The organism is Dactylosporangium sp. NPDC051485 (assembly GCF_040682015.1).
Lineage (GTDB): Bacteria > Actinomycetota > Actinomycetes > Mycobacteriales > Micromonosporaceae > Dactylosporangium.
Genome location: NZ_JBFAZW010000066.1, coordinates 39,333 through 65,325, shown reverse-complemented (window position 1 = coordinate 65,325; position 25,993 = coordinate 39,333). Strand labels below are relative to the sequence as shown.

Below are 25,993 nucleotides of genomic sequence, written 5' to 3'. Positions count from 1 at the left end.
GCGCCTTCCCCGGCCGGGGGATCGGCGCGCGCCGATCCGTCGGCCGGGAGTCCTGCATTCGCTGTGCGGACATCTCGCCAGCGCGGTCCCGTCCGGCGCCGCCGAGCGGATCAGACGTCCTCCCGGCCGTCGACGAGCTGGTCATCAAGCTCGATCCGGTGATCGCCGCGAGGAGCTTCGACCCGCACCGCTTCCGGCTGATCGACGCGGACCCACTCGACAGTGGCGTGGCCGTGCTGCGTTGTCGCGCCCGGTGACGTCCGTTCAGGTTCCGCGGGTGAAGCGGTCCACCAGCAGCGCGAGCCGCCGCGCGTGGTCGGCGCGCCGCAATCGGCCGCTGCGCATGAGCGTCACCAGCCCGTGCAGCGCGCTCCAGAAGGTCTCGGTCAGCGCCTCCAGCTCGTCGCCCGCGGCGATCGGGCGCACCGCATCGGCCAGCTCGGCGAAACCCCTGGGCAGGTCGATCGGTGCGTCCGGACTGGCGAACGGCAGGTCGACGCGCAGGGTGAACATCGCGTCGTAGAGGGCGGGCCGGCGCTCGGCGAACGAGGTGTAGGCCTCGGCGACGGCGGCCACCGCCTGGCGCTCGCCGGCCGCGGCCACGCGTGCGGCCGCCAGGTCCCGGGCCAGGTCGGCGAAGCCCTCCACGGCGACGGCGGCCATGATGGCTTCCTTGCCCTTGAAGTGGCTGTACAACACCGGCTGGCTGTATTCGATCTCGGCGGCGAGCCGGCGCGTGGTGACCGCGTCCCACCCCTCCGACTCGGCCAGGTCCCGCGCCGCGCTGATGATCGCGCGTTCCCGTTCCGCCCGCTCACGCTCGCGGCGCTCCCGAATAGCCATGGCCAGAATTCTAGCACGGCTAGCCATCCTGCCAGAGATCTGCTATCTTCGCTCTTGTTCCTAGCGGCGCTAGATTCTGGAGTGAGGCACATGCTCAACCCCATCGCCTACGGGCTCGCGATCGTCCTCAACCTGTTCATCGTGTACATAGGATCCCGTTTCCTCCTGCAGCCACGTCCGTCGGCCGCCGGATACGGCGTGCCGGTCGCACCGGACGGCGACACCGCCTACCTCACGGTGAAAGGCCTGCGCGACCTCAGCTACGGCCTGGTCGGGCTCGCCCTGATCGCGTTCACGACCGCCGGCGCCGCCGCCTGGTTCATGCTCGTCGTCGCCCTCAACCCGCTGGGCGACACGCTGATCGTGCTGCGCCATGGCGGCACAAAGGCGGTCGCCTTCGGCATCCACTTCGCCACCGCCGTGGTCGTACTCCTCAACGCCGCCCTGCTGTTCGCGGTGTAGCGCCGCCACCTCCCGCGCCGCCCACGGTGAGCGGGGTTCGCAATCCCGGAGCGGCCGCGGTCTGAGTGCGGCAGCGTTGGACGCCCATCCGACACTGTGCGCATCACAACTCGCACAAAGGGCAATTCGCGACAGCCGTCCGAGTTCCGGCTCCGTACTCTGCACGAACTGCGCATCCCAGTGGGGCGCGTGTTGATGCGGAGGACATCGATGAAACACATAAAGGTTCTGTTGGCACTGACCATCGCGGCGGTTGGGCTGGCCGGGTGCGAGACCGAGGTGACGACGGGGCCGGGGACGCCCGGGCAGGCCAGGGCCATCAAGCCGGTTCAGGCGTCGGCGAGCGCGCTGCCCCCGGCCGAGGCCCTCAAGGGGGCCGTGAAGGCGCTGGACACCACGTCGTACAACTTCGGGATCAAAGCGGGCGAGGTCAGCGGCGGCGGCCGGATCGACCCCGCCGCGAAGTCGGCCAACATGCAGCTCACCGGCGAGGTGGAGAAGATCAGCATTTCGATGGCGTACATCGTCATCGCGCCCAACCTGTGGTTCAAGGGCGACTTCGGGGACGAGCTGAACCAGCACTGGGGCCTGAAGCCCGGCGCGTGGCTGCTGATCGACAAGACCAAGCTGACCTCCACGGCCTCGCTGCCGATCAACGACGCGGGCGCGCCCGAGCTGGGCGTCACCGAGCTGTTCAAGGACGGCCTCAGCGCGGTCGAGCGGGCCGACGCCACCCACTTCACCGGCACGGTCGACATGACGCTCGCCAACAGCATCCTGGCCCCGTCGGAGGACACCCTGAAGGGCGCCGGCGCGAAGGCCAAGGCCGTGCCCTTCACCGCCACCACTGACGCCGAGGGGCGCCTGACCTCCTTCAAGATCGACGGCGCCGGGATCGACCCGAACCTGTCGATGGAGCTGACCTTCACCGGCTTCGGCTCGATCCAGCCGGTGACGAAGCCCAGCAACGCCACCAAGGCTCCGGACTCGGTCTACGACCTGTTCAACTGAGTGCCCGCCCCCGCGCTCGCGGCCACCCGGCCGCGGGCGCGGGGATGATGGCCGGCCGGCTACCAGAGCAGCGGCGCCTGGCCCTGCTGGAGCACGGTGGTGAAGCCGCCGGCCGCGACCAGGACCCGGATCCGCCCGGCGGTGGTCGTGTAGTGCTCGAGCTCCTCGCCGGTCGGGTCGTTGACGCTCACCGTCGCCGGGGCTTCGCCGGGCACGACGACGTCGGTGGCCCGGGTGCTGGTGGCCATGCTGCGCAGCAGCGTCAGGTGGGCGCCGGTGAGCGGGTCGGTCAGGGCCATCGAGTGCATCTCGGCGCCCTCGATGCGCACGGCCGGCTCGGCGATGCGGGCCACCCCGGCCGCCTGCGCGTCGCTGTCGAGGGCCAGCATGGCGAGCAGGCCGTGGATCGTCGACTCCGCGCCGGCGTCGCGGTGCACCACGCCCGGGCCGGCGGCGGCGCCGTCGACGATGTCGATGCCGTCGTACGTGACGCCCGTCGCCGGGTCGTACATCGGGGCGCCCGCCGGATTGTTGCCGAAGAACCAGGACCCGGCCACCCCGGCCAGGGTGCGCAGCGCCGGCCGGCCGGTCGCGCGGGCCGTGGCCAGCAGCGACTCGATGCGGGAGTGGGCGCCGTAGGCCAGCTGCACGCCGTCGAGGGTCAGTGCCTCCCGCGCGCCGGGCATCGCCACCCGCAGGTTGTCCGGGCCGCCGCCGATGAGCAGGTGGGGCGTGAACGACGCGGCGTCGGCCAGGGCGGCGTCGCGGGCGGGCAGGTCCCCGCACACCTCGTACACACGGGCCAGCGCGCCGGGGGCGAGCCCGGCCCAGCCGTGCCACTCGGTGCGCGATAGCCCGTAGGGCAGCACCGCCCCGAAGGGCCACGTCCACGGGGTGCCGGTGCGCATCGCCGCGACCGCCTCGGCGAGCTGCTCGAGCACCTTGCGGGCGTCCTCGTCGTCGCTGATGCGGGTGTACTCGCACAGCCCGAGCAGCGCCTCACCGGTCAGATCGGCGCCGTCGGCGATGAGCCAGGCCGGCGTTGCCGTGTCGTCGACGATGCGCCACTGGCCGTACCGGCACAGCACCTGCCGCCGCAGCGCCCCCATGGCCAGGCGCAGCCGCACCCGCAGGAACGCCGCGAAGGCCGGGTCGTCGCCGTGGAAGGCGGCGTAGCCCTCGCCGAGCGCCCACACCGTGCGGGCCAGCCAGGCCGACTCGGCGCTGTCCGACGGGTCGGGCGCCTCCACCGGCTCGGCGCTGGGGTTGAGCCGCCCGTCGGGCTGCTGCCACAGCACCACGTTGCCGCTGCGCGGGTCGGTGTCGTCCTGCGGCGCGGTCTGCAGGAAGCACAGCCCGCGCAGCAGCTGGCGGGCGGCGGCCCGGCTGGTCGCGGCGCCGGTGCCGCGCCAGTGCCGGGCGTAGACGATCGCCGCGCGGGCGATGTCGTCGGCGTTGAACGCCCCCTGGGTCCAGCCGCCGTCCGCGGTGCGCTCGCCGCCACCGCACGGCAGGTAGCTGCCGTCGGGCTGCCGCCCCGCGTACGTCCACACCACCTCGACCTCCGGCTCCTCGGCGAGCCGATACGTGGTGTGCCCGGCGACGGCCGGCGGCGCGATGCGGACCCGCAACGAGTCCAGATGGGCGAGGTTCGTCAGCACGAATCCGCCCATTCCCTGGCCGGACCAGGGCAAACGGCCACCCGAGGGCGATTTGTGATCTAGGGCCGGTGGCCAGCTTCCGCGCAATGCGGCCGGCCTGTGCGCAGCTGGCCCTGGGACGTGCGGCCGAGCGACACCGCGGCGGCGATGCGGGTGGGCGTGGTCGTGAGGTGGCGGCGCTGAGCGGGTCGAACATGAGCCGTTTGACCTGCGCGACGTGTTCCGGCGCGCTCTCGCCGGCCGCCGCCTCGACCACGGCGCCTTCATCCCGCTCGTGGCCATGTACCCCGCGGCCGACGTCCCGGTCGTGCAGCTGTCCATGCCCGGCCTCGACCCCGGCGCCCTGCTCGCCCAATCGGGCCGCCGTCGGTGCTGCCTCGCGCCGCCGCGCCTCAGGGGGTAGCGGCGGGCGAGTCTGCGTGGCCGGGTCGGACGGCCCGGCCACGCAGGCGTCGTCTCAGTCCACCTCGGCCACGGCCGCGGCGAACTGGGCCGAGTACAGGCGGGCGTAGGCGCCGTCGGCCGCCAGCAGGGAGTCGTGGGTGCCCTGCTCGACGATGCTGCCGTGCTCCATGACGAGGATCAGGTCCGCGTCGCGGATGGTCGACAGGCGGTGGGCGATGACGAAGCTCGTCCGGCCCGCGCGCAGGGTGCTCATCGCGCGCTGGATGAGTACCTCGGTGCGGGTGTCGACGGAGCTGGTGGCCTCGTCGAGGATCAGGATCGTCGGCTCGGCCAGGAACGCCCGGGCGATCGTGATGAGCTGCTTCTCGCCCGCGCTGACGCCGGCGCCCTCCTCGTCGAGGACCGTGTCGTAGCCCTCCGGCAGGGTGCGCACGAACCGGTCGGCGTGCGCCGCCTCGGCCGCCGCGGTGACCTTCTCCGGGGTGGGATGGTCGGCGCCGTAGGCGAGGTTCTCCGCGATGGTGCCCTGGAACAGCCAGGTGTCCTGCAACACCATGCCGATCTGCTCGCGCAGCTCGTCGCGCGACATCGTGGCGATGTCCACGTCGTCGAGCAGGATCCGCCCGCCGGTCAGGTCGTAGAACCGCATGATGAGGTTGACCAGCGTGGTCTTGCCGGCGCCGGTCGGGCCGACGATGGCGACCGTCTGGCCCGGCTCGACGCTCAGCGAGAGGTCCTCGATGAGCGGCTCGTCGGGCTTGTACCGGAACGAGACGCGCTCGAACGTCACCTTGCCGCGGACCTGCTCGGGGCGGGCCGGGGCGGCCGGCTCCGGGCTCTGCTCGGCCGCGTCGAGCAGCTGGAACACCCGCTCGGCCGAGGCGACGCCGGACTGGACCAGGTTGGCCATGCTGGCGACCTGGGTCAGCGGCTGGGAGAACTGGCGGCTGTACTGCACGAACGCCTGCACGTCACCCAGCGTCATCGCCCCCGAGGCCACCCGCAGGCCGCCGACGACGGCGACGAGCACGTAGTTGACGTTGCCGATGAACATCATCGCCGGCTGGATGAGGCCGGAGATGAACTGGGCCCGGAACGAGGAGTTGTACAGCGCGTCGTTGTGCTCCTCGAAGGTCTTGGCCGCCTCCTGCTGCCGGCCGAAGATCTTCACCACGGAGTGGCCGGTGAACATCTCCTCGATGTGGCCGTTGAGCCGGCCGGTGGTGGCCCACTGCTTGACGAACTGCGGCTGGGCGCGCTTGCCGATGCGGGCCGTGACGAACACCGACACCGGCACGGTGACCAGCGCGATGACGGCCAGCAGCGGCGAGATCCAGAACATCATGCCGAGCACCGCGACGATCGTCAGCAGCGACGTGAGCAGCATGCTCAGCGACTGCTGCAGCGTCATCGCGATGTTGTCGGTGTCGTTGGTGGCGCGGCTGAGCACCTCGCCGCGGGGCTGCTGGTCGAAGTAGCTCAGCGGCAGCCGGGCCAGCTTGAGCTGGACCTGCTCGCGCAGCCGGTAGACGGTGCGCTGCACGACGATGGTGGTCAGCCGGGCCTGCAGCAGGCCGAAGATCCAGGCGAAGATGTACACCACCGCGACCATCAGCAGGACCCGCTCGAGCCGGCCGAAGTCGATGCCATGGCCGGGCACCAGGTTGGTCATGCCGCTGAGCAGGTCGGCGAAGCGGTCCTGGCCCTGCTCGCGCAGGCCCGCGATGGCCTGCTCCTTGGACAGGCCCGGCGGGATCTTCTTGCTGACGATGCCCTCGAAGATGACGTCGGTGGCCCGGCCGAGCAGGCGCGGGCCGAGCACGGACAGCACGACGCTGGCGATGCCGAAGACGAGCACCGCGGCGACGACGAGCCGGTCGGGGGCGAGCATCTTGAGCAGGCGCCTGGCCGAGCCCTTGAAGTCCTCGATCTTGGCCGGCGGTCCTCCGGCGCCCATCATCATCCGGCCGGGCCCGAATCCCGGCCCACCGCCGGGCCGGGCGCCGCCGCCGGGGCGGTTGGGAGCGGTCACGCTGACCTTCCTTCAGTAGAAAGCACCACAACACGAGCGCGGCCAGCCCGCCCCCGCTTCACCCCGGCGGTCATGCTGACCTTCCTTGAGTAGAAAGAACAAGGACGAGGCAGCATGCCCGCCTCCGCTTCGCTCCGGCGGTCATGCTGCAGCCTCCTGCTCCGTGAGCTGGGATAGGACGATCTCGCGGTACGTCTCGTTGTCGTCCATGAGTTGCTGGTGGGTGCCGGCGCCGACCACGCGGCCCTCGTCGAGCACGACGATGCGGTCGGCGTCGCGGATGGTGCTGACCCGCTGGGCGACGATGACGACCGTCGCGCCGGCGGTCTCGGACCGCAGCGCCTCGCGCAGGGCCGCGTCGGTGGCGTAGTCCAGCGCCGAGAACGAGTCGTCGAAGAGGTAGACCTCGGGCCGGGCGACCAGCGTCCGGGCGATGGCCAGGCGCTGGCGCTGCCCGCCGGAGACGTTGGTGCCGCCCTGGGCGATCGGCGCGTTGAGCTCCTCGGGCATGGCCCGCACGAAGTCCGCCGCCTGGGCCACCTCCAGGGCCCGCCACAGCTCCTCGTCGGTGGCGTCGGGCCGGCCGTAGCGCAGGTTGGTGGCCACGGTGCCGGAGAACAGGTACGGCTTCTGCGGCACCATGCTCACCGTCCGTGACAGCAGGGCCGGGTCGATCCGGCGCACGTCCACGCCGTCGACGAGCACCGTGCCGCCGGTCGCGTCGAACAGCCGCGGCACGAGGTTGAGCAGCGTGGTCTTGCCGGCGCCGGTGCTGCCGATGATGGCCGTCGTCTGGCCCGGGTGGGCGATCAGGTCGACATCCTCCAGTACCGCGGCCTCCGCACCCGGATAGTGGAAGGACACGCCGCGCAGCTCGAGCTCGCCGTGCACGTCGAGGCTTGTCACCGGCTCCACCGGCGGCCGCACGCTGGACTCGGCGTCCAGCACCTCCTTGATGCGCTCGGCGCACACCTCGGCCCGCGGGATCATGACGAACATGAAGGTCGCCATGAGCACCGACATGAGGATCTGCATGAGGTAGCTCAGGAACGCCGTCAGCGCCCCGACCTGCATGTCGCCGGCGTCGATGCGCTTGGCCCCGAACCACAGCACCGCGATGCTGGAGATGTTGACCAGCAGCATGACGGTCGGGAACATCAGGGCCATGAGCCGGCCGACGGCGAGGGAGACCTCGCGCAGGTCGGCGTTGGTCTCGGCGAACCGGGCCCGCTCGTGCTCGTCGCGCACGAACGCGCGGATGACCCGGATGCCGGTGATCTGCTCGCGAATGACCCGGTTGACCAGGTCGATGCGCACCTGCATGAGCCGGAACAGCGGCCGCATCCGGACCACGATGAACGAGATGAGCCCGATGAGCAGCGGCGTGACGACGAGCAGCAGCCCGGACAGCGGCACGTCCTGCCTAAGGGCCAGGATGATGCCGCCGACGCACACGATCGGCGCCGAGACCATGAGCGTGAACGCCATCAGCACCAGCATCTGGACCTGCTGGATGTCGTTGGTGGTGCGGGTGATCAGCGACGGGGCGCCGAACTGCCCGACCTCGCGCGCGCTGAGCCGCTGCACCTGGTCGAAGATGCCGGCCCGCACGTCGCGGCCGAGCGCCATCGCGGTGCGGGCGCCGAAGAAGACGGCGGCCGCCGAGCAGACGATCTGCACCAGCGTCACGCCGAGCATGAGACCGCCGACGCGCAGGATGTAGTTCGTGTCGCCGGCGATGACGCCCTCGTCGATGATGTCGGCGTTGAGGGTGGGTAGGTAGAGGGTGGCGAGCGTCTGCACCAGCTGCAGCACCACCACCAGGGTGATCGGCCCACGATAGGGCCGCAGGTACGTTCGCAGCAGACGAATCAGCATCGGTCAGGCTTCTCCAGGTTGGGATTGTCCGGCAGGGTGGTGCAGCAGGCCGTCGAGGAGCACGCCGACGATCTCGTCGGGCGTGAAGACGTCCTCGGCCGGCAGGTCGCCGCGCACCGCGCTGACGACCAGGGCGAACAGCAGCCGCGCGGTGGTGTCCGGGCTGCGGCGCAGCAGCGCGCGGTCGGGCTCGACGAGCTCGGCGACGGCCTCGGTGAGCCGGCGCCGCCCCTCGATGAGCGAGGCCATCGGGGACTCGTCGCCGGCGCACGGCATGGTGCGGGCCAGCATCATCAGCGGTACCGAACCCTCGACTCTGCGCACGAGGATGGCCGCGGCGTCGCGCAGCCGCTCCTGCAGCGGTGCGTGCGGGTCGATCGCCGACAGCGCCCGCAGCACCGGCCCGGCCTCGAAGGCGCTGTTCAGCGCGGCGGCCAGCAGCGAGGCCTTGTCGGGGAAGACGCCGAAGATGGTGCCCTCGGCGACGCCCGCGGCCTCGGCGATCTGCCGGGTCGTCACCGCCGCGCCGTGCGTGCGCAGCAGCGGCAGCGTGGCGGCGATGAGCGCCGCGCGCCGGTCGTCGGGGGCCAGCGCAGGCACGCGCCGCCGCCGGGTCTGCTGGTTGGCATTCACGGCGACACTCTAATGAGCGAGCACTCACTCGGACAACCGGATTTCGCCGTGGGCGCACAACGCGAGACGGTCGAACGCTCCGCAACCGCAACGCAACACCAAGTGACGCCACCCGGCACCCGGGTACGCGCAGGATGGAAGCATCGGACGAAGGGACGACCACCATGAGCGGCGTCGACGAGGAAGCCCGGCTGGCGGCACTGCACAGCTACGGGGTGCTCGACGGACCGAGGCCGCCCGAGCTCGACGACCTGACACGGCTCGCCGCCTCGATCTTCGACACACCGATGTCGGCCGTCTCGCTGATCGACCGAGACCGGCAGTGGTTCGCCGGCAAGACCGGCCTGGCCGACGACGAGACGCCGCGCGACGTGTCCTTCTGCGCCGAGACCATCCCGGCCCGCCGCCAGCTCGTGGTGCCCGACGCCCGCGCGGACGCGCACTTCCGCTCCTACGCCAACGTGACCGGCGAGCCGCACGTCCGCTTCTACGCCGGCTCCCCGCTCATCGACGACGACGGCCACGTGCTGGGCGCGATGTGCGTCATCGACGACCGCCCCGGCGACCTCGGCGACCGCCAGCGCGAGGCGCTGCAGACCCTGTCCCGGCAGGCGACCGGGCACCTGGCGCTGGTGCGCAGCCGGCTGCAGATGGCCGACCTGGGCGAGGAGCTGGCCCGGGCCACCCAGCGGGAGGAGGACCTCATCGCGACCATCTCCCACGAGCTGCGCACGCCGGTGACGGCGATCCAGGGGTACCTCGAACTGCTCGCCGACGACGAGCGCCTGGCCGAGCACAGCCGCCTGGTCGAGCCGATCCACCGCAACGGCCAGCGCCTGATCGGCATGGTCGAGCACCTGCTCAGCGGCACCCGCCCGGCCGGTGCCCCGCTGCTGCTGCACCGCAGCGCGGTCGAGCTGCACCTGGTGCTCACCGCCGCGGTGCAGGCGTGCCGGACGGTGGCCGAGCCGCGGGGCGTGCAGGTCGTGGTGGAGCCGCCGACCCAGGCCTCGGTGGTCTCGGTCGACGCGCCCCGGCTGACCCAGGCGGTGCAGCAGCTGGTGCGCAATGCGGTGCTGTTCACCCCGCCCGGCGGCACGGTGACCGTCCGGGCGCTCTACGCGCCGGTGCCGACGATCGAGGTCGTCGACACCGGGGTGGGCATCGCGGCGGACGAGCTGCCGTACGTCTTCCAGCGCTTCTTCCGCGGCCGCCACGCCCGCCGGGAGGCGGTCCCCGGCGTCGGGCTGGGGCTGCACATCGCCCAGGAGGCGGTGGCGGCGCACGGCGGGCGGGTCACGCTGAGCCCGGCCGGTGCCGGTACGACGGCCAGGATCACGCTGCCCTAGACCGCCGCGACCGGCGCGGCGACACGCCCAGCAGCGGCAGCCGCCACAGCGAGATGTCCGGGGACTGCCCGGAGAGGATCAGCAGCCGGCGCATGCTCAGCCGCACGATGTGGTGCGAGACGAAGAACAGCCACATGGCGAGGGGCAGCTCGATCAGGACGGAGGTGGCCAGGCTGATCCAGCGGTCGTCGCCGGCCGCGGTGAGCAGGTCGAACCAGGCGTCGCAGGCCAGCAGGGTGCCGCTCACCTGCGCGGCCAGGATCATGATCTGCCGCCGCCGCAGCGCCGCCCACGCGGTCAGGGCCAGGGCCGCGCCGAGCACGACGTCGAAGCCGACCCAGGTGATCCGCCAGTGCCCGGCGAGGTACTTCGGCGGCAGCGTCACGGTCAGCGCGATCACCCACGGAATCATGAGCACGCTGGCCACGCCGACGACGATGACGAACCGGCGCCGGGCCCCCTCCGCGACGTCCCTGGAACGCCGGGTGACCGGAGGCGCGAGCGCAGCCAGACGCCGGGCCAGCTCGGCCCGCTCCTCGGTCGTCATGGAGCGCAGCTCGGCGTCCCCGATCACGGTTCGACCATACGTCGCCGCGGGCCCGCGCGGCCCGCGGCGACGGGGTTCCTCAGCGGCCGCGCACCGCCCGGTAGCGGCCGACCAGCGACGCGGTGGACGAGTCCAGGGCCGAGAGGTCGGGGCTGTCCGAGGTGAGCGCCGGCTCGATCCGCTTGGCCAGCACCTTGCCCAGCTCCACGCCCCACTGGTCGAACGAGTCGATGTCCCAGATGGCGCCCTGGACGAAGACCTTGTGCTCGTACAGCGCGATGAGCTGCCCGAGCACCGACGGGGTGAGCTCGTCGGCGAGGATCGTCGTGGTGGGCCGGTTGCCGTGGAAGGTGCGGTGCGGCACCTCGGCCTCGGCCACCCCCTCGGCGGCGACCTGCTCCGCCGCCTTGCCGAACGCGAGCGCCTGCCCCTGGGCGAAAAGGTTGGCCATGAGCAGGTCGTGCTGGTCGCCGAGGGCGCCGAGCTCGGCCACGGGCCTGACGAAGCCGAGCAGGTCGGCCGGGATGAGCGCGGTGCCCTGGTGGATGAGCTGGTAGTAGGCGTGCTGGCCGTTGGTGCCGGGGGTGCCCCACACGATCGGCCCGGTCGCCCACTCGACCGGCCTGCCCTCGCGGTCGACGGACTTGCCGTTGGACTCCATGTCCAGCTGCTGCAGGTACGCGGTGAAGCGGGACAGGTAGTGGCTGTACGGCAGCACCGCGTGGGTCTGGGCGTCGTGGAAGTCGCGATACCAGATGCCGAGCAGGCCCAGGATCAGCGGCGCGTTGACCTCCGGCGGGGCGGTGCGGAAGTGCTCGTCCATCCGGTGGAACCCGTCGAGCATGGACCGGAAGCCCTCCGGGCCGAGCGCGACCATGAGCGACAGGCCGATCGCCGAGTCGTAGGAGTAGCGCCCGCCGACCCAGTCCCAGAACTCGAACATGTTGGTCGTGTCGATGCCGAACTTGGCGACCTCGCCGGCGTTGGTCGACACGGCCACGAAGTGCTTGGCCACGGCCTCCTCGGCGCCGAGCGCGTCGATCAGCCAGGTGCGGGCGGCGGTGGCGTTGGTGATCGTCTCGATCGTGGTGAACGTCTTGGACGACACGATGAACAGCGTGCTGTCCGGGTCGGCGTCGCGGACGGCCTCGTGCAGGTCGGCCCCGTCGACGTTGGAGACGAACTTGAAGGCCAGCGAGCGGTCGGTGAAGGCCCGCAGCGCCTCGTAGGCCATCGCCGGGCCGAGGTCCGACCCGCCGATGCCGATGTTGACCACGGTGGTGATGCGCTTGCCGGTGTGCCCCGTCCACTCCCCCGACCGGATCCGGTCGGCGAACGCGGCCATCCGGTCGAGCACGGCGTGGACCTTGGGCACCACGTTCTCGCCGTCGACGAAGATCTCGGCGTCGCGCGGCGCCCGCAGCGCGGTGTGCAGCACGGCCCGGTGCTCGGTAAAGTTGATCTTGTCACCGCGGAACATGGCGTCGCGCAGGTCGAACACCCCGCGGGCCGCCGCGAGCTCCTGCAGCAGCCGCAGTGTCTCGTCGGTGACGAGGTGCTTGCCATAGTCGAGGTAGAGGTCGCCGGTGGACACCGAGTAACGGCTGCCCCGGTCGGGGTCTTCGGCGAACAGGTCGCGCAGGTGCACCTCTCCGAGCTCCGAGCGGTGCTTGGCGAGCGCCGCCCACTCGGGCAGATGGTTGAGCCGAGGCATCAGGAAACTCCTAGCGAGTCAGCGAGAGACCACTCCACTCGCTGATTCTGCCCCCTTCACGCCCGTCTCGTCCCCGGTGTCCCGATCATGTCCGCGCCGCCACGCCCATTGCCCCACGAACAGCAGCGTGATGGTGGTGGCGATGGCCAGCACGAGGGTGGTCGGGACGTTGAACAGCTTGAGCGCGCTGGCCACCAGGACCACGACCAGGGCCGCCCGCACGACCCCGGCCGGCGCCCGGGACGACAGCCGCGCGCCGATGAGCACGCCGGGCACCGAGCCGATGAGCACCGCGGCGGCGAGGTCGAGCTTCAGGTCCCCGAAGAGCGCGTGGCCGAGCGCCGCCGAGAACACCAGCGGGATCGCCTGCACGAGGTCGGTCCCCACCAGGTCGCTCGGGCGCAGCGCGGGGTACAGCGCCAGGAGGATGACGATGATCAGCGACCCGGACCCGACCGAGGTCATCCCGACCACGAGCCCGCCGAGCGCCCCGAGCAGCAGGGTCGGCACCGGCCGGACCTTGATCGGCTTCGGCTCCCCCGCCCGCTCGCCGCCCTTGCGGTACGCCTTGATCAGCAGCCCGACGACGGCCAGCAGCAGCGCCACCCCCAGGGCGTTGCGCACCACGTCCTGGACCCGGTCGCCGCCCCCGAGGGCCCGCATGAGCAGCACGCCGAGGAACGCGCTGGGCACGCTGCCCAGGCACAGCCAGCGCACCAGCGCCCAGTTCACGGTCCCGCGCCGGGCGTGCACGAACCCGCCGAACGGCTTCATCACCGCGCTGGCCGCCAGGTCGCTGGAGACCGCGGCCAGCGGCGGCACGCCGAAGAACAGCACGAGGATGGGCGTCATGAGCGCCCCGCCCCCCATGCCGGTCAGCCCGACGATGACACCGACGCCGAGCCCGGCAAACGCCAGTTTGGGATCCACCCGCAGAAGTGTGCCGCCCGAAGCCTGTCTTGTCCACTGACTAAGTCGACAATCCAGGATTTAGCTACGCAAGGTCATGGCAGGCATGCATACCGCTACCGCTTGTCGCCCCGGAAGCGGCGCTGAGCGCTGCAACGCTCAGCGCCGCAGCGCGCGTCAGCGTCGGTGGACCTGGCGGTCAGGGTGGTGTTCCCGCCCTGGCCGCGGCGCCCTGATCCCCCGCTGCATGATCACCGGCGGGCGAACTCGAGGAGGCGGAAGAGCGTCAGCCACTGCTCTGGCCACACGAGCCCGACGGGGGTCGCCGCGTCCAGCCGCAGCGCCCGGAACGCGCCCGCGACCCGGGCCGGCGGATATCGGCGGGAGAGCGAGGCCAGCAGCGACCCGCCGGCACCACCGAAACCCAGCGAGACCATGCCGCGGTACCGCCCGAGCCTCCCCGCCGGCACCAGCACCTCGGCCCGGCGGGTGAGCCGCAGGATGCCCCCGTCGACGCCGGGCACCGGCCGGAAGGCGCCCCGCGGCACCCGCCCGGCCAGGCGCCACTCGAACTCGGGCCACGTCTCGACGGTGAGGCGGGACCAGCGGCCGTAGTCGCCGGTGCGCTTGCGGGCGTACTCCAGCTGGGTGAGCAGCGTCGCCGAGCGCAGCGTGGGCGCGGCCAGGCACCAGGCCACGACGGCGGACGTGAGCGCGTACGGGATGTTGCCCACGACGGCGAACGGCCCGCCGGGCACGGGCGCGGCCAGGAAGTCGCCGGTGCGCACGGTGAGCCCAGCCCGACGCGGCAGCGCGGCGGCCAGGCCCGGGTCGACCTCGTAGGCGACCACCCGCCCGGCCCGGCGCAGCAGTTCGGCGGTGAGGGCGCCCCGCCCGGCCCCGACCTCGACGACGAGGTCGGCCGGGTGCAGCGCGGCGGCGTCGGCGACCCGCCGGATCACCGAGGAATCGACAAGAAGGTTCTGCCCGTAGACGCGACGGGCGCGCGGATAGCGAGACATGACCAGGTTCCCTGAGGCGCGAGACGCGGATGCGGACGCGGAAGGGCCCTGGTTGCCCTTTGTTGGTGCAGGCGTCAGGCCTGGGCGACCAGGGCGCGACGCCGGATGCGCAGCCGCGCGGCCGGCGTCATCGCCGGCGTGATCAGGGCGTGCGTCGTGGTCATGGGCCGACAGTAACGCGGGCGGACAGCGCGGGCGAGCGTATTACTGCCGTGCCCTGCGGCGCAGCGCGTATGACATCCTAGGAAACTAGGATCGGTCCAGCCCGACCGCGGCGTGGCCGGCGCGTAAGGTGTTCGCGTGCGGGAGGCCACTTTCACGAAGCGCCCGGCGGGCGGCGTCGGGCTGCGCTCCGAGCGCGGTCCGGTCCTCGGTTCCGTCATGCTCACCACCGGTCTGGTGGCGCTGGACAGCACGATCATCGCCACCGCGGTCCCGTCGGTGGTGCGTGACCTCGGCGGCTTCGCGCACTTCCCCTGGCTCTTCTCGATCTACCTGCTGACCGCGGCGGTGACCACGCCGCTGTACGGCAAGCTGGCCGACGTCCTCGGGCGCAAGCCGGTCATGTTCTTCGGCGTCGCCGTGTTCCTCGTCGGCTCCGTGCTGTGCGGGGCGGCGTGGAGCATGCTCACGCTCATCGTGTTCCGGGCGGTGCAGGGCATCGGCGCGGGCGCGATCCAGCCGATGAGCATGACGATCATCGGCGATCTGTACACCGTGCCGGAGCGGGCCAAGGTCCAGGGCTACCTCGCGGGCGTGTGGGGCGTGTCCTCGGTCCTCGGGCCGACGCTGGGCGGGGTCTTCGCGGAGTACATCTCCTGGCGCTGGATCTTCTTCATCAACCTGCCGCTGGGCCTCATCGCGGCGTGGATGCTCGCCCGGCACCTGAAGGAAAAGGTCGAACGCCGCGAGCGCCGCGTCGACTACCTCGGCGCGGCCCTGCTCATCGCCGGCTGCACGCTGCTCATCCTGGGCATCCTCGAGGGCGGCATCAGCTGGGCGTGGGACAGCGCGCCGAGCATCGTCATCTTCGCCCTGGGCACGGTGCTGGTCACGGCGTTCGTGTTCGTGGAACGGCGCGCCGCGGAGCCCGTGCTGCCGCTGTGGGTGTTCCGGCACCGCACGCTCGTCGGCGGCAACCTGGCCTCGGTCACGATCGGCGCGACGGTCATCGGGCTGAGCTCCTACGTGCCCAACTTCTCCCAGGGCGTGCTCGGCACCGGCGCGCTCGTGGCCGGGTTCGTGGTCGCGGCCATGACGCTGGGTTGGCCGATCGCCGCCACGCTCTCCGGCAAGGTGTACCTCAGGATCGGCTTCCGCAACACCGCGCTGATCGGCAGCGTCATCATCATCGCCGGCACCGCGATGTGCGCCCTGCTGTCCGAGCAGACCACGGTCGGCATGGTCGCGGCGGCGTGCTTCGTCATCGGCGCGGGGCTGGGCCTGGCCTCGGCCCCGACGCTGGTGGCCATCCAGTCGGTGGTCGGCTGGGACCGCCGCGGCGTGGTCACCGGCACCAACATGTTCTGCCGCTCGATCGGCAGCGCGGTCGGCGCGGCGGTCTTCGGCGCCATCGCGAACACGACCCTGGACCGCCGCTTCGCCGCCGCCCCGCCGGACGTGCGCCCGGCCCTGGGCTCGGGGGCGGACGCGACCAGCATCGTGCTGCAGGGCCGGCACGCGTCCTCGGCGGTGGCCGACTACGTGCGGGCGGCCCTGTACTCGGCCACGCACAACGTCTTCATGGCCCTCGCCGTGGTCGGCGCGTGCAGCCTCCTGGTGCTGCTGCTCATCCCCCGCAAGATCGAACAGGTGCCCTAAAAATGTCATAGGTGCTCGCTAACCTGTCGCCGTGAACCTGGACCTCCCGGCGTCGTGGCGACGCAGCATCCATCCGCGGCGCGGCGGCGCGGCGGTGCCGTACGAACCGGCCCCGCCGGGCCCCACCGTCATGGACGATGCGGCCCCGCCGACCCCGCTCGGCGTGGCCACCGCGACCGCGGCGCTGCCGGACAGGCTCCGGACCCCCGTGCTGCGGGACACCGTCGCGACGCTGGCCGACGACTGGATCGCACGGCACGGGCTGGTCTTTGCCGCGCTGGCGGGCGCTGAATACTCAGGGCTGGCCGGGGCGTATGACGGGCTGTTGCTGGGGCAGATCCGGCGGGCCCTCGCCGCGGCGCCCGACGGCGAGTTCGAGGCCGCGGTGGAGGCCCTCCAGGCACTGCGGACCGCACACCACGCCGCACCGATGATCCGGGTCGCCACGTCGTTCCTCGTCCCGACCCGGACGGACTGGGTGGCCGAGGATATGGACGTGCTGCCCCGCGGACACGAGCACTGGACGCTCCTGCTCGGCTGCGTCACCACCACGGCACAGGCGACGCACGTGGTGCGAGAGCTCGGCTACGTCGACCTCGGCAATCTGAGCGCGCACAGCACCGCGACGCTGCACACACTGACCGAGGCCATCGGCGACGGCATCCTCGACGTCTACGCCGAGGACTGGGCCGGCCGGATCGCGAGCTGGGACGTCAACTACAGCGTCGCCGACTTTGTGCGGAGCATGGCCGAGGCCCTCGCCGTGATACCGACCGACCGGGCGTTCCAGGCGCTGCTCGACGGGGTCGTGGCGGGACGGAAGGGAGCGGCTGCCGCCGTGGCCGAGGCCGCCGAGCGCTTCCCGGAGCGGGCGATGCGGCTGCTGGAGGCCTCGGCCGCCCGGCCCCGCATCGGCGACCTGCTGCTCCTGCACGCGGCCCGCCACCCGGAGCTGGCCCCGGACCACCTGCGCCGGGCCGCGCCGGACGGCGCCGGCTCGGTGCCGGTGCTCGCCGCGCCGCCGTGGACGACCCGCGGCAAGCCGGCCAAGCCGGTCGTGCTGGCCGGGCTCGCGTGCACGGACGAGCCGGAGGCGGCCTGGCAGCCGGGCGCGCGGGAGCGGCTGATCGACAGGCTGGGCCAGCCGTACGCGCACCACGACTATCCGGCGCTCGCCGAGGAGGTCCGCGCCGGCACCGCCCGGGACTGGGAGGCGGAGAGCCTGTTCCTCTACGGGCCGGAGGATCTCGCCCGTTCGATGCTCCCGGTGTACCGGCCGAGAGGACGCAGCTTCGGCGGCGGGGCCTGGTTGCACAAGGCCGTCGCACGCTTCGGCATCGACGCGCTGCCGTTGTTGCTCGGCCACGTGCGGGTGCATCCGACCGACGGCACCCTGCTCATGTGGTACTCCAGCCCCGAGGTCGCGCTGCTCATGGCCGACTGGCACGCCCGGCTCAAGGAGGCCCGCAAGGTCGCGCTGGCCTGGCTGCAGACCCACCCGGCCCAGGCGGCCCGCGCGCTGGTCCCGGCGGCGCTGGGCAAGGCCGGGCCCGGGCGGCGCCAGGCCGGGCTGGCGCTGCTCGCCCTGGACGCGGCCGGGCAGCGGGAGACGGTGCTGGAGGCGGCGGCCGGGTACGGACCGGCGGCGGAGAAGGCCATCGCCGCCATGCTCGACGAGGACCCGCTGGTGCGGCAGCTGCCGACCCGGATCCCGGAGCCGCCGGACTGGGCCGACCCGATCGTTCTGCCGCCGGTCCGGGTGCGCGGCGGGGGCGGCGCCCTGCCCGCGGCGCAGATCCGGGCCCTGCTGACCATGCTCATGCTGTCCAAGCCCGGCGAGCCGTATGCGGGGCTGGCCCTCGTGCGCGAGGCGTGCGAGCCGGGCGACCTGGCCCACTTCGGCCTGCACCTGCTGCGCCGCTGGGAGGCGGCCGATGCCCCGCCCGCCGGCGGTTGGGCGCTCGACGCGCAGGCGGTCATCGGCGACGACGAGTCCGTCGAGAGGCTGGCGGAGCGGGTGCAGCGGTGGCCGTACGAGGGGGCGCACAAGCGGGCCGCGACCGGCCTCGACGTGCTCGCCGCGTTCGGGACCGAGGCGGCCCTGCGCCAGTTGCACGAGCTGTCGCGCAAGGCCAAGGCCCCGGCGGTGCGCGCCCGCGCCGGGCAGAACCTGACCGCCGCCGCCGAGGCCGCCGGCCTCACCGCCGAGCAGCTCACGGACCGCCTGGTGCCGTCGTTCGACCTGGCCCCGGACGCGACCATGGTGCTGGACTACGGCCCGCGCCGGTTCGTGGCCGGCTTCGACGAGCAGCTGCGGCCCTGGGTCGCCTACGAGGACGGCGCCCGCCGCAAGGACCTCCCGGCCCCGGCCGCCCGCGACGACGAGGCACTGGCCACCGCGGCCCGGCGCCGGTTCGCGGCGGCCAAGAAGGGCGTGCGCAAGGTCGCCACCGAGCAGGCCCAGCGCCTGGAGCGGGCCATGGGCGACGGCCGCCGCTGGACGGCCGCCGAGTTCCGCACCGTGTTCCTCGAGCACCCGGTGCTGTGGCTGCTGGCCCGCCGCCTGGTCTGGCGCGCCGACGACGGCCCGGCGCTGCGGGTGGCCGAGGACCGCACCCTCGCGGACGTGGCCGACGAGGAGGTGACGCTGCCCGGCGAGGCCCTGCTGGGCGTGGCCCACCCCGTCGACCTGGACGTCCCCGCGTGGTCTGCCGTGTTCGCCGACTACGGCATCCTGCAGCCCTTCGACCAGCTCTCCCGCGACGTGTACCGCCTCGGCCCCGGCGAGGCCGCCTCGCCCCGCCTGACCCGCTTCGACGACCGCCGCGCACTGAGCGTCGCGCTGATCGGCCTGGAGCGCCGGGGCTGGCGGCGCGAGGGCCGCGACGGCGCCCACCAGTCCCGGATGGAGCGCGACCTGCCCGGCGGCGCCGTCCTCATCGCCCAGCTCGACCCGGGCATCCTCCTCGGCGTGCCGGGCGAGCACCCGGAGCAGCACCTCGCCGACGTCTGGATCTGCCCGCCGGACGCCGACCCGTGGGGCCGCGACCGCCCCGTCCCCTTCTCGGCCCTGCCGGCCGCGACCGCCTCGGAGGTGCTCCGCGACCTGTCCTCAACCCTGGCTTAGCCCGCGCGGGCACCTCGACCGGCTGCGGGGACGTGGGCGGCGCGCTGTCGCAGGCGCGACGCCCGCGGACCGGTCGCACCGGGTCGCGGGGCCGACGCTGGACCGGGCCCGCCGCTGCCGCTCCCCCGCCTGGCGCAGCAGGTGCAGTGCCGGTCTCGAGTCCGGCGCTGGACGGGCCCGCCGTGGCCGCCTCCAAGCTGCTCCCGGCCTGGCACAGCAGGATCCAGCGCCAGTCTCGAGGCCAGCGGCCGCCTCCAAGGTGCTCCGTGGCCTGGCGCAGCACGTGACGTGCCGGTCTCGGGTCCCGCGCTGGACCGTTCGCCGTCAGCGCTGGTGGCCGTTCAGGGCTCGGGTGAACAGTTCCAGGACGGCGGCGACGGTCAGCGGCCGCCAGTCGGCGTGCATGATGTCGCGGGCGTACCGCCAGCGCAGCCGGCCGTCGGCGGCGGCCTCGCACTGCAGGACCGCGTGGGAGACCCGGTTCGACAGCGCGTTGCCGATCCGGACGGTCCGCGGCAGGGCGGGATCGGTGTGGCGGGACAGGGTGATCGCCTCGCGGGTGTCGAAGGTGAGCCGGGCCGGGCCGAGGCTGAGGGTCTTGTCCTGCAGGTCGAGGCGGGCGTCGTGCAACGTCCGAAGGATCCGCTCGTGCGCGTCCTCCAGCAGCGCGCGCAGGTCGCCCTCGGCCTGCTCGGCCTGGTGCCGGGCCTCCCGGGCGGCCTCCGCGGTGACCGCCTCGCTCGCGTCGCCGAGCGTGAGCCGGTGCTCCAGCCCGGCGGCCGCCTCGGTCATCGCCGCCGGCCCGGCGGGCAGCCGCTCGTCCTCGGCGATGCCGTCGAGGGTCTCGAGGACGGCCGCCGCGTCCTGCGGGCGCTGCGAGGGCTGCTTGCGCAGCAGCCGGAGCATCAGCCGGGCCAGCGCGTTGGGCACCCCGGCGGGCCACGGCGCGGCCTCCTCACGGTGCTGCTGGCGGTACTGCGGCTCCCGCGGCCCGGCGAACGGCCGCGCCCCGGTGAACACCTCGTAGGCCACGACGCCGAGCGCGTAGAGGTCGGTCTGGTTCGTGGCCTGCTGGCCGTCCCAGATCTCGGGGGCCATGTACGGGACGGTGCCGGGGAGCACGAAGGTGTAGGTCCCGGCGGACTCGTCCAGGTTCCGAGCGATCCCGAAGTCGGCGAGCCGCCACCGCTCGCCGTAGCGCAGCACGTTCGGCGTCTTCAGGTCCCGGTGCAGCACGGGCAGCGCGTGCAGCTGGCCGAGCCCCTCGGCCACCTCGCGCACGACCCGCAGCCCGGCGGCGAGGTCCATGGCCCGGCGCCGCAGCGCCGCGTGCAGCGACTCGTCGGCCAGCGGCAGCACGATCATCAGGTCGTCGCCGGCCAGGACGTGGGTGATCGGCACCACGAGGCGGTCGGTGGGCCGCCCGTCCCGGGCCGCGCGCATCAGCAGGTGACCGATCTCGACCTCGCGCATGCGGCGGCGCTCGGGGCCCTCCCCGTAGCCGCCGGGCCGGATCCGCTTGATCGCCACCGGCTGCCCGCCGGGGCCGCTGCCGCGGAAGACCTCCCCCATGCCGCTGGGCTCGCCGATGCGATCCGCCTCGTCGAAACCCCACTGCCGGCCATCGGTGTCCATGAAGATCACCACATCGACGATCGTAATAGCTGCCGGATGCGGCCCGGAATCAGCCGGACCGGGGTCGTGGACGGCGACGCGCTCGCCGCCCTCCCGGACCGGTTGCGCGGGCGGAACCCAGCAGCGCAAACACCCCGAGCGGGCGATCCGAATGCGCTCTGTCAGATATCAGGAACGGGGCCGACGAGCCGCCGAATATCTGCTGTGGGTTTCGCAACCGGAGTGCAGCGACTGGCCGCCCGGGCCCGTCGTGGAGATCGGCGGATCCCCCGTACACCCGTGGTCGGCACAGCTAGCTGGAGCTGCGCAGGGTAAGACTGGAGCTGCGCAGGGTAAGAGTGGTCGGCAGGCGGCGCGGGGTGGGCAGGGCCGGGTCGATGAGGTGACGGATCGCGGCGGCGGCCTCCTCCTCCACGGGCATGTAGACCGACGACAGGTCGGCCGCCTCGGCCAGGGCGCTGCCGTCGAAGCTCACCACGGCCACGTCGCCGGGGACGCGGCGGCCGGTTTCGCGGAGGGCCTGCAGTACGCCCATCGCGGAGACGTCGCAGGCGGCGAAGACGGCGTCGAGGTGCGGGTGGCGGGCCAGCAGCTCGTGGGCGGCGGCGTAGGCCGCCGGGCGGGTAAAGTCGCCGTCGATCGATACCACGTCCTGACCGGCGGCGGCCAGCGCGTGCAGGAACCCGGTCTTGCGCTCGCGGGCGCAGGGGGTCGGCGGGCCGAACACGGCGCCGATGCGCCGGCGGCCGGTGGCGACGAGATGCATGGCCGCCTGGTGGCCGCCGCCGTAGTTGTCCGGGGCTACGAACGGGATGCCCGGCGCCGCTTCGCCCAGCGCGATCGTGCGGGTCCGGCGGCGGTCCGGGGCCGCGGCGGCGGCCGGCATGTTGATGAGCACCCGCCCGAACGGCGGGTCGTCGGCGCCGGCCGGCGGCGCGGCCACCCGCCGGACCTGCAGCGCAATGTCCTGGCCGTCCAGGGCGCGCATCGCGCCGGTCAGCACCCGGCTGTAGAACGGCTTGGCGCTCAGCGCGGCGGGATCGGGGTCGACGATGAGGATCTCGATCCGCTCGGGGCGGGTCACGGCCGTCCGGCCGGTGGCGAGCGCCCGCGCCGCCGGGTGTGGCTCGAAGCCCAGCTGGACCGCCGCCTCGCGGACCCGTTGCCGCACCGTGTCCGTCGTGCCGGGCAGCCCGTTCATGGCCCGCGACGCGGTCGCCCGGGACACGCCGGCGACCCGCGCCACGTCGGCGAGCTTGGGCCGCTGCTGCTCCATGCGGGCAAACGTATCCGGACGCCGGCCGGGCTGTCGACGCGGTTACCCGGCCGGCAAACGGCTGCGATGGGAGGTGCACCAAGCCGCGCCTGGCCATGGGGGTGGCCGGCTCCACCGGCGACCCGCGTGGCGATCTCGCTGTTGCCGCTGCGGACGTAGCGGAACATGAGGTTGTGGGGGTAACGAACCGTTCTTGCCATTCCAGCAAGATGCCTTGCCGCTGACGCCAGGGCGCAAAACAATGGCGGTATGAGCGAGCAGTACGACGTCATCGTCATCGGCGGTGGAGCGGCCGGGCTGAGCGGGGCACTGACCCTGGCCCGGGCCCGCCGCCGGGTCCTGGTCATCGACGGCGGGCGGCCCCGCAACGCCCCCGCCGACGGCGTGCACAACTACCTGGGGCGGGAGGGGACCCCGCCCGGCGAGCTGCTGTCGATCGGGCGGCAGGAGATCCAGCGGTACGGCGCGGAAGTCCTCGAGGCGACGGTGAACTCCGTGCACGCAGAGGGCGACCTGTTCCGCGTCGACGGCGAGCACCTCGCGCGGCGGCTGCTCGTCACCACCGGCGTGGTCGACGAGTTGCCCGACATCCCGGGCGTGGCCGAGGGCTTCGGGCGGCACGTGCTGCACTGCCCGTACTGCCACGGCTGGGAGGTCCGCGACCGCCCCATCGGCATCATCGCCACCAGTGCCCTCGCCGGCCACGCGGCGCAGCTGTGGCCGCAGTGGAGCGACGACGTCGTGCTCTTCACCAACGGGCGCGAGATTCCCGGGGTACCGCGGAAGGTCCGCATCGTCGAGGGGCTCGTGGCGGGCGTCGACGAGTCCGGCGTACACCTGCGGGATGGAACCCTCGTCCCGCGGGAGGCCGTCGTGGTGCAGACCAGGCCCACCGTGCGGGCCGGGTTCCTGGCCGGCCTCGGGCTGCAGGTCGCGGACCTGGAGATGCAGGGCGAGGCGGTGGCCACGTACGTGCCGGCCGACCCGGCCGGGAAGACCTCCGTGCCCGGCGTGTGGGTGGCCGGCAACGTGGCCGACCCGATGGGGCAGGTGATCGGGGCCGCGGCGGCGGGGATGAAGGCCGGCGCGATGATCAACATGGATCTCATCGCCCAGCCCTGACCGGTACGGTGTGACGGTGAGCAGCGGCGAGGAACGCGACGGGGTCACGCTGACCAACCTGGACCAGCCCATCTTCGAGGGGGCCGGCGCGACCAAGCGCGATCTCGTCGACTACCTCGACGCCGTGCGCGACCGGATCCTCCCGGCGCTGCGCGACCGCCCGCTGTCCGTGGTGCGCATCATGCGCGGCCAGGACGCGTTCATGCAGAAGAACGTCCCGAAGTACACCCCAGAATGGGTCCCGACGGTCCACATGTGGGCCGAGACGTCGAAGCGGGACGTCGCCTACGCCCTGTGCAACGACCGGCGGACGCTGCTGTGGTTCGCCAACCAGCGCGCCGTGGAGTACCACCCGACGCTGGTCCGCGCCGACGACTGGGCGCACACCACGCACCTGGTCCTCGACCTCGACCCGCCGGAGGGCGACGGCTTCGGGCTGGTGGTGCGGGCCGCCGGCCTGGTCCGCGAGACCCTGTCGGCGGCCGGCCTCACCGGCGCGGTGAAGACCAGCGGCGCCAAGGGCCTGCACATCTTCGTGCCGATCGCGCCCACCCCGATGCAGGACGTGGCCGCGGCCACCCGCGCGATCGCGGCCCGCGCGGAGCGGCTCGACCCGCAACTGGCCACCACCGCGTTCATCCGCGAGGACCGGCACGGCAAGGTGTTCCTCGACCCGACCCGATCGGGCGGGGCCACGGTGGTGTCCGCGTACAGCCCGCGGCTGCGGCCCGGCTGCCCGGTGTCGTTCCCGCTCGACTGGGCCGACCTGGACCGGGTCACCCCGCGCGACTTCACCGTCCACACCGCACCCGGCCTGCTCGGCGCGGACGACCCGTGGGCGGCGCGGATGCCGGCGCCGCAGGAGATCCCGGCGGACCTGATCGCCGAGGGCCACACCATCCCGGTCCCGCGTGTGCAGGCCATGCACGAGGGCAAGCGCCGGGCCCGGGCCAAGCGGGCTGAGCAGTGATCCGCGTCGAGTCCGCAGACCCCGGCTGGGCGCGGCGGGGCCGGGAGCTGGCCGCGCAGGTCCGCGCCGCCGCCGGGCCGCTGGCGCTGCGGGTCGAGCACATCGGCAGACTGGCTGCGGGCCAACCCGGCGGCGGTGGCGGCCTGCGGGCGGTTCAAGGAGGTGCCGGCCCGGCACGTGCCCGACATCGGCGCCTATTCGGACATCAAGGACCCCGTGGTCGACCTGGTGGTGGCCGCGGCCCTCGCGGGTGAGCGCCCTCCGGACGTCCGGTAAGGTGCAGACGTGGTTTCGGGGATTAGCGTCGAGGCACCCGGCAGGATCGCGACGCGCACCCTGGTGCCGCTCGGTGTCATGTTCTTCTTCGTCGGCCTGTCGACCGCGGTCGTCGGCCCGTTCGTCGCGCTGTTCCTCAGCAGCGAGGTGCACGCGGGCCCCGCCCAGGTCGCCGCGTTCCTGATCGCCGGTCCGGTGGCCGGCATGGTGTCCAACACCATGCTGGGCAAGCTCTCCGACCGCCGCCCCATCCGCCGCCGCCTGCTGCTGACCGCCGCCCTGGCCGGCTGCTCGGGCTCGCTCGTGATCGCGTTCGTGCGCGAGTACTGGGTGCTGCTCGCCCTGACCATCACCGTGACCGCGATCAGCGGCGCACTGTTCCCGCAGTCCTTCGCCTACGCCCGCGAGGTGCTGCAGCAGCGCGGCTCCACCCGCGCCGCGATGGCGATCAGCACCCTGCGGATGCTGTTCTCGATCGCCTGGGTGGCCGGCCCGCCCGTCGCCGCGCTGCTGGTCCAGGCCGGCGGTTTCCGGGTGCTGTACCTCACCGCCGCCACCACGTACGCGGTGGCCGCCGTCGTCGTGCTGGTGCGCCTCGAGGAGGCCCCGCGCCCCGCGCACCACGAGCGGCCCCCGGCCGGCCGCGTGCGCGTGCCGGTGCTGCTGACGGTGGCCGCGTTCGCCCTCATGCAGGCCGCCGGGGTGCTCGGGGTGCAGGCGATGTCGCTGTACCTCGGCCAGGTGCTGCACGCCGAGGTCCGCGACGCCGGCCTCATCCTGGGCCTGTGCGCCGCCCTGGAGATCCCGCTGATGCTGGGCTTCGGCGCGCTGTCCACCCGCTACCCCCTCGGCCGCCTGATCATCCTCGGCAGCGCGATCGGCGCCCTGTACTACGCCCTGGTGAGCCTGACCACGCACAGCTGGCAGGTGGCGGTGCTGCAGCTGCTCAATGCCGGCTTCATCGCCGCCGTCCAGGGCCTGGGCATCTCCTACGTCCAGGAGCTCCTGCCGGGCGAGCCGGGCCGCGCCGCCACCCTGGCCGGCAACGCGTTCCCGATCGCGAGCATTATGTCCGGCCCCCTGCTGGGCCTGTCGGCGCACCTCGGCTACCGGTATGCGTACGTCTCCGGCGCCGTCCTGTGCTCCCTGGGCCTGCTCCTGCTCTTCACCATGGCCCGCCGCCACCAGCACCCGGCACCCGCCTGACCGCGCCGCCGGCCTGCGCTCGCCCGGCCGCCGCGAGTACGACGGGCCGGCTCGGGGTGGTGCTCAGAACCGGAAGCGGCTGACGAGGGTGCGC

Annotated in this window: 21 protein-coding genes and 1 pseudogene; 11 read left to right on the top strand and 11 right to left on the bottom strand. The window is 73.0% G+C overall.

What is annotated here, in order from left to right:
* A pseudogene (locus AB0M46_RS31920) lies at positions 1-257 on the top strand (hypothetical protein); the annotation flags it as partial.
* A 7-nt stretch (positions 258-264) separates the two neighbouring features.
* Here the strand turns inward: AB0M46_RS31920 and AB0M46_RS31915 are convergent.
* A complete protein-coding gene (locus tag AB0M46_RS31915; protein ID WP_363342066.1) occupies positions 265-843 on the bottom strand; it encodes a TetR/AcrR family transcriptional regulator in 579 nt (192 codons plus the stop codon).
* Positions 844-933: 90 nt separating this feature from the next.
* Here AB0M46_RS31915 and AB0M46_RS31910 point away from each other — a divergent pair, with 90 nt between their 5' ends.
* Together AB0M46_RS31910 and AB0M46_RS31905 are read left to right on the top strand one after the other, a co-directional pair.
* Positions 934-1,305: a DUF4267 domain-containing protein gene (locus AB0M46_RS31910; RefSeq protein ID WP_363342064.1), complete on the top strand. Its 372-nt coding sequence runs from the start codon at positions 934-936 to the stop codon at positions 1,303-1,305.
* Positions 1,306-1,536: 231 nt separating this feature from the next.
* A complete protein-coding gene (locus AB0M46_RS31905; protein ID WP_363342062.1) occupies positions 1,537-2,316 on the top strand; it encodes a hypothetical protein in 780 nt (259 codons plus the stop codon).
* A gap of 59 nt (positions 2,317-2,375) precedes the next feature.
* Here the strand turns inward: AB0M46_RS31905 and AB0M46_RS31900 are convergent, their stop codons facing one another.
* Positions 2,376-3,977, bottom strand: a complete 1,602-nt coding sequence (locus tag AB0M46_RS31900) for a hypothetical protein (RefSeq protein WP_363342061.1) — start codon at positions 3,975-3,977, stop codon at positions 2,376-2,378.
* 217 nt (positions 3,978-4,194) lie between these two features.
* Between AB0M46_RS31900 and AB0M46_RS31895 the strand changes: the two genes are divergently transcribed.
* On the top strand, positions 4,195-4,380 hold the full coding sequence (locus tag AB0M46_RS31895) for a hypothetical protein (protein ID WP_363342059.1): 186 nt from the start codon (positions 4,195-4,197) through the stop codon (positions 4,378-4,380).
* A 54-nt stretch (positions 4,381-4,434) separates the two neighbouring features.
* On the opposite strand, the gene AB0M46_RS31890 is transcribed toward AB0M46_RS31895, so the two are convergent.
* The 3 genes from AB0M46_RS31890 to AB0M46_RS31880 all read right to left on the bottom strand — a co-directional run bounded on the left by AB0M46_RS31890 (position 4,435) and on the right by AB0M46_RS31880 (position 8,925).
* The gene (locus AB0M46_RS31890; protein ID WP_363342074.1) at positions 4,435-6,345 is read right to left on the bottom strand and encodes an ABC transporter ATP-binding protein; all 1,911 of its coding nucleotides are present in this window, start codon (positions 6,343-6,345) and stop codon (positions 4,435-4,437) included.
* A 210-nt stretch (positions 6,346-6,555) separates the two neighbouring features.
* Positions 6,556-8,292 carry an ABC transporter ATP-binding protein gene (locus AB0M46_RS31885; protein WP_363342057.1) on the bottom strand — a complete coding sequence of 579 codons (1,737 nt, stop codon included), beginning with the start codon at positions 8,290-8,292 and terminating at the stop codon, positions 6,556-6,558.
* A gap of 3 nt (positions 8,293-8,295) precedes the next feature.
* Positions 8,296-8,925 (bottom strand): helix-turn-helix domain-containing protein, encoded by a 630-nt coding sequence (locus AB0M46_RS31880; protein WP_363342055.1) that lies wholly within the window; start codon positions 8,923-8,925, stop codon positions 8,296-8,298.
* A 164-nt stretch (positions 8,926-9,089) separates the two neighbouring features.
* Here AB0M46_RS31880 and AB0M46_RS31875 point away from each other — a divergent pair, with 164 nt between their 5' ends.
* The gene (locus AB0M46_RS31875; protein ID WP_363342052.1) at positions 9,090-10,274 is read left to right on the top strand and encodes a GAF domain-containing sensor histidine kinase; all 1,185 of its coding nucleotides are present in this window, start codon (positions 9,090-9,092) and stop codon (positions 10,272-10,274) included.
* On the opposite strand, the gene AB0M46_RS31870 is transcribed toward AB0M46_RS31875, so the two are convergent.
* From AB0M46_RS31870 to erm, 4 genes are all read right to left on the bottom strand, one after another.
* Positions 10,261-10,848, bottom strand: a complete 588-nt coding sequence (locus AB0M46_RS31870; RefSeq protein WP_363342050.1) for a hypothetical protein — start codon at positions 10,846-10,848, stop codon at positions 10,261-10,263. The genes AB0M46_RS31875 and AB0M46_RS31870 overlap by 14 nt on opposite strands.
* 52 nt (positions 10,849-10,900) lie before the next feature.
* On the bottom strand, positions 10,901-12,535 hold the full coding sequence (gene pgi, locus AB0M46_RS31865; protein ID WP_363342048.1) for a glucose-6-phosphate isomerase: 1,635 nt from the start codon (positions 12,533-12,535) through the stop codon (positions 10,901-10,903).
* An 18-nt stretch (positions 12,536-12,553) separates the two neighbouring features.
* Positions 12,554-13,465 carry a sulfite exporter TauE/SafE family protein gene (locus AB0M46_RS31860; protein ID WP_363342046.1) on the bottom strand — a complete coding sequence of 304 codons (912 nt, stop codon included), beginning with the start codon at positions 13,463-13,465 and terminating at the stop codon, positions 12,554-12,556.
* A gap of 230 nt (positions 13,466-13,695) precedes the next feature.
* Positions 13,696-14,466, bottom strand: coding sequence for an ErmE/ErmH/ErmO/ErmR family 23S rRNA (adenine(2058)-N(6))-methyltransferase (gene erm / locus AB0M46_RS31855; protein WP_363342044.1), 771 nt, complete (start codon positions 14,464-14,466; stop codon positions 13,696-13,698).
* Positions 14,467-14,766: 300 nt separating this feature from the next.
* On the opposite strand from erm, the gene AB0M46_RS31850 reads away from it, so the two are divergent.
* On the top strand, positions 14,767-16,287 hold the full coding sequence (locus tag AB0M46_RS31850) for an MDR family MFS transporter (RefSeq protein ID WP_363342042.1): 1,521 nt from the start codon (positions 14,767-14,769) through the stop codon (positions 16,285-16,287).
* A 31-nt stretch (positions 16,288-16,318) separates the two neighbouring features.
* Positions 16,319-19,414, top strand: a complete 3,096-nt coding sequence (locus AB0M46_RS31845; RefSeq protein WP_363342040.1) for a DUF4132 domain-containing protein — start codon at positions 16,319-16,321, stop codon at positions 19,412-19,414.
* A 324-nt stretch (positions 19,415-19,738) separates the two neighbouring features.
* Here the strand turns inward: AB0M46_RS31845 and AB0M46_RS31840 are convergent, their stop codons facing one another.
* Positions 19,739-21,061: a serine/threonine-protein kinase gene (locus AB0M46_RS31840; RefSeq protein WP_363342038.1), complete on the bottom strand. Its 1,323-nt coding sequence runs from the start codon at positions 21,059-21,061 to the stop codon at positions 19,739-19,741.
* 280 nt (positions 21,062-21,341) lie between these two features.
* Positions 21,342-22,325, bottom strand: a complete 984-nt coding sequence (locus tag AB0M46_RS31835; RefSeq protein ID WP_363342036.1) for a LacI family DNA-binding transcriptional regulator — start codon at positions 22,323-22,325, stop codon at positions 21,342-21,344.
* Between the two features lie 249 nt (positions 22,326-22,574).
* On the opposite strand from AB0M46_RS31835, the gene AB0M46_RS31830 reads away from it, so the two are divergent.
* The 4 genes from AB0M46_RS31830 (at position 22,575) to AB0M46_RS31815 (ending at position 25,899) form a co-directional block, all read left to right on the top strand.
* Complete coding sequence (locus AB0M46_RS31830; RefSeq protein WP_363342034.1) at positions 22,575-23,447, top strand: NAD(P)/FAD-dependent oxidoreductase; 873 nt, start codon at positions 22,575-22,577, stop codon at positions 23,445-23,447.
* 16 nt (positions 23,448-23,463) lie between these two features.
* Complete coding sequence (locus AB0M46_RS31825) at positions 23,464-24,417, top strand: ATP-dependent DNA ligase (RefSeq protein WP_363342032.1); 954 nt, start codon at positions 23,464-23,466, stop codon at positions 24,415-24,417.
* A 135-nt stretch (positions 24,418-24,552) separates the two neighbouring features.
* Complete coding sequence (locus AB0M46_RS31820) at positions 24,553-24,693, top strand: hypothetical protein (protein ID WP_363342030.1); 141 nt, start codon at positions 24,553-24,555, stop codon at positions 24,691-24,693.
* Between the two features lie 9 nt (positions 24,694-24,702).
* Positions 24,703-25,899 (top strand): sugar efflux transporter, encoded by a 1,197-nt coding sequence (locus AB0M46_RS31815; RefSeq protein ID WP_363342028.1) that lies wholly within the window; start codon positions 24,703-24,705, stop codon positions 25,897-25,899.
* Positions 25,900-25,993: the final 94 nt, after the last annotated feature.